General features: G+C 72.5%; 3 protein-coding genes and 1 pseudogene. 3 read left to right on the forward strand and 1 reads right to left on the reverse strand.

Annotated elements, in window-relative coordinates; genetic code table 11:
* Window positions 1–473: 473 nt before the first annotated feature.
* Window positions 474–659: pseudogene (locus R6V09_RS54805) on the reverse strand (RNA polymerase sigma factor); the annotation flags it as partial.
* Between the two features lie 242 nt (window positions 660–901).
* Here R6V09_RS54805 and R6V09_RS49580 point away from each other — a divergent pair.
* From R6V09_RS49580 to R6V09_RS49590, 3 genes are read left to right on the forward strand one after another with little or no spacing between them, the layout of a single operon-like run.
* Entirely contained in the window at window positions 902–1,069 is a 168-nt protein-coding gene (locus tag R6V09_RS49580; protein ID WP_317888007.1) for a hypothetical protein, read from the forward strand.
* Between the two features lie 2 nt (window positions 1,070–1,071).
* Window positions 1,072–1,461, forward strand: a complete 390-nt coding sequence (locus R6V09_RS49585; protein ID WP_317888009.1) for a hypothetical protein — start codon at window positions 1,072–1,074, stop codon at window positions 1,459–1,461.
* Window positions 1,462–1,503: 42 nt separating this feature from the next.
* Window positions 1,504–3,012: a hypothetical protein gene (locus R6V09_RS49590; protein ID WP_317888008.1), complete on the forward strand. Its 1,509-nt coding sequence runs from the start codon at window positions 1,504–1,506 to the stop codon at window positions 3,010–3,012.
* Window positions 3,013–3,164 lie beyond the last annotated feature (152 nt).

The following is a 3,164-nucleotide window of genomic DNA, read 5'->3' on the forward strand; positions in this document are numbered from 1 at the left end:
CGTCCGTGGACGAGCCGGCGGAACCGATGGCCGCGACCGCGACGCCACCCAGGGCCAGGCTGGCGAACGCCACGCCGAACGTCGTTTTCACGGGTCGCCCGGCACGCCGCTTCGCGGGCAGTCGCCAGTTGTCCCGGCGCCGGGTCCGTGCCCGGTGCGTGCCCGGGTTGCGGGTGGTCCGGAAGGCGACCAGGGCGCGCTGCTCGGCCTCGGCGTCGAGCTCTCTGCCGCCGATGACGGCGTCCAGCGTCGCTTCCAGTCCGGCGGTGTCCGGCGCGTCCTACGGGCCGGACGCGGCGCCACCAGGGTGCACACGTTGGCGGCCCGGAGCTCCGTCGCCGCTCAGCCGTTCACCCCTGTCCGCTTCCGTTCTTGTCCGACAGGTTCGATTCGTTCGGCATATCCGTCTGGTGCCTGTACATCGGCCCACTGCGGCCGTCGATGTTCATTTCGGCTGCCGTCGTTGCTCGTTTCGACTCCACCAGCGTTCGGGAAGCCTCTTCCGTCACACCCGTGTCCACTTCGCTGCCGACGCCCAGCTGGCGCGCGAGGCGTTTCAGTCCGCGATGGGCGGAAGTGCGCACCGCTCCTGGGCGCTTGCCGAGGACGCGGCCGGCGGCGGTACCGTCCAGGCCGACCACGACCCGCAGGAGCACGGCTATCCCCGTCGGCGGCTACGTTGCCCTGCTGATCAGCTCCGCGCTGGGCGGCCCCACGATCAGCTCTCCGTTCGTGCCGCAGCCGCACTCCACGCACCCCGCCACACCCCGGGCGACCGCACCCGACTCCTCACCCGGCACCGCTCAGTCCCCGGAGAGTGCGAGTCCCTCCCGCCGTCACAGCCGCACCCGCCGGATCACCTCCCCCCCGCAGTCACTGGCTGCTGCTGAGCGTGCTCGCGGTGACCCTGTCGACGGCCCTGCTGCTGCACGGCTACACCCACCACTTGTTCGGCATCGCCTCGGACGACGCGACCGGCGCCCGAGGGCACGACGGAGCCGTACCCAGCCAGGCGGTCCATAGCGGATCCGTGATCGCGAACGCCGCCACGACCCCGCACACGAGATAGGCATCCACGCCTTCACCCATCCCAGCCTTGTCCGCCTCGCCCCATGGCAGCGTTCCCTGGGGCTCCGCGAGACGCAGCTGGCGGTTGTCGGCGCCACAGGGGTCGCCACCGCACTGCTGAGGCCGCCGTTCTCCTCGCGGAACGACGCACTCAATGACTGCCTTCGGGACGTCGAGGCCTGCTCCGAACCGGAGTTGAAGCAGGAAACCTACGCGGCCACCGAGGTGAAGGCACTGCTGTTGCGACTGGCGGGTGTCCGACCCCCGCTGCCCGAGGCCGGATCGGTTGGGCTGTCAGTCGCTTGGCTGAATTACAGGCCGCGGCCACACCCGCAGCGGGATAGTTTGTCCATGTTTTCCCCCGGCTCTCGTCTCCAGTCCTACGGGCTGTAGGGTGCCGGTAACCCTACAAGGTGTAGGGGGGGAGGGTGGGTCATGTCCGGCAGCACGTACGCCGCACTCGCCGGGACCCGACGGCTCCGAGCGCCGATCGCGTCCGGCCGCGCGGAGTACCCCCTCGCGCTGGTGGCCGCCGCCTTCACCCTGGCCCAACTGGTCCTCGTACGCCCCGGGTTGGGCCTCGGCTGGGACGAGACCGTGTACGTCAGCCAGATCAGCGCCCACGCCCCCGCCGCCTTCTTCAGCGCGCCCCGGGCCCGTGGCATCTCCCTCCTGGTCGCACCCATTACCTCCTGGTCCTCGTCCACCACCCTGCTGCGCGTCTACCTCGCCGCCCTCTCCGGCCTCGCCCTCTTCCTCGCGCTGCGCACCTGGCGCACCCTGTTCCCCGTCCGCGTCCTGGCCCTGGCAGGCACCCTTTTCGCCTCCCTCTGGGTGACGCTCTACTACGGCCCGCAGGCCATGCCCAACTACTGGGTCGCCGTGGGCGCCCTGGCCGCAGCGGGCTGCTTCCTGCGGGCCCGCGCCGACGGGACCGAGGGCGCCGACGGGACCGGCCGTTCCGGCCGCGCCGCCCTGTGGGGCTTGGCGGCGACCGCTTCCCTGATGGCGTGGATGCGGCCGACCGACGCGGTGTGGGTGACCCTGCCCCTCCTCGCGTTCTGCCTCGTCGCGCGGCACTGGCGGCTGCTCGCCGTCCTCCTCGCCGGGCTCGCGTCCGGCGCCGTGGAATGGGTGATCGAGGCGTACGTCGGCTACGGCGGCCTGACGCAGCGGCTGCACGACGCCTCGGCGATCGAGGGCGGACTCGGCTGGCACCTCGCGGTCGTCGACCAGCTGCGCAGCCTGGGCGGACGCGCCCTGTGCCGCCCCTGCACGAGTGCCATGCCCAACCCGGCGGTCGACGTCTGGTGGCTCGTGCTGCCCGTGCTCGCCGTCGTCGGACTGGTCGTCGCGGTCCGCGCCCGGCGCACCGCGCCCACCCTCGTTCCGCTCGCCTGCGCCGCGACGGCCGCCTTCCCGTACCTCTTCATGATCGGCTACGCGGCCCCGCGCTTCCTGCTGCCCGCCTACGCACTGGTGGCGATCCCGGTCGCCGACGCGCTGGTCCAGCTGGTCACCAGGCCGACCGGAGCGTGGCGACGGGTCGCGGTGACCCTGCTCGCGGTGGGGCTCGCCGGGCATCTGGCGATACAACTCGCCGTCCTGGAACACACGGTGAGCCGTACGAACGTCCAGCATCGCGACTGGTCCCGCACCGCCGCCGAACTCCACCGCCTCGGCGTGCGCAAACCCTGCCTGCTCACCGGGCAGGACGCCATCCCGGTCGCCTTCTACACGGGCTGCGCCTCCGCCGCGACCGGGGGCCACAACGCCAACACCAGCCGGACCGTCATCGACCGGACCGCCCGCCGTATGCCCGTCGCCGACCTCACCCCGGCCGGTAGTCGCCCACCCGCGTACGCCCACGACTGGCCCGTCCACCACTACGGCACGCTGGACCTCCGCGTCGCCCCGGGTCCGGAGAGCGGCGGAGGCGCGTGACGGCACCTCCCGATCTCACCGCGACCACCGCCCCGCGCCGCCGACGTGCCTGCTGGCAGGCCGTGTTGACGTGCGGTGTGCTGGTGGCCGTGGGCTGTCTGGCCCGGCGGCACTGGCACGTGCTCGCGAACGGGGCCGGGCGGCTCGCCGTC

This window comes from Streptomyces sp. W16 (assembly GCF_033194735.1).
Classification (GTDB): Bacteria; Actinomycetota; Actinomycetes; order Streptomycetales; family Streptomycetaceae; genus Streptomyces.

Excerpts from the sequence above, each read along its gene's own strand:
- R6V09_RS49590 (WP_317888008.1), top strand. The coding sequence starts at position 1,504 with ATGTCCGGCAGCACGTACGCCGCACTCGCCGGGACCCGACGGCTCCGA.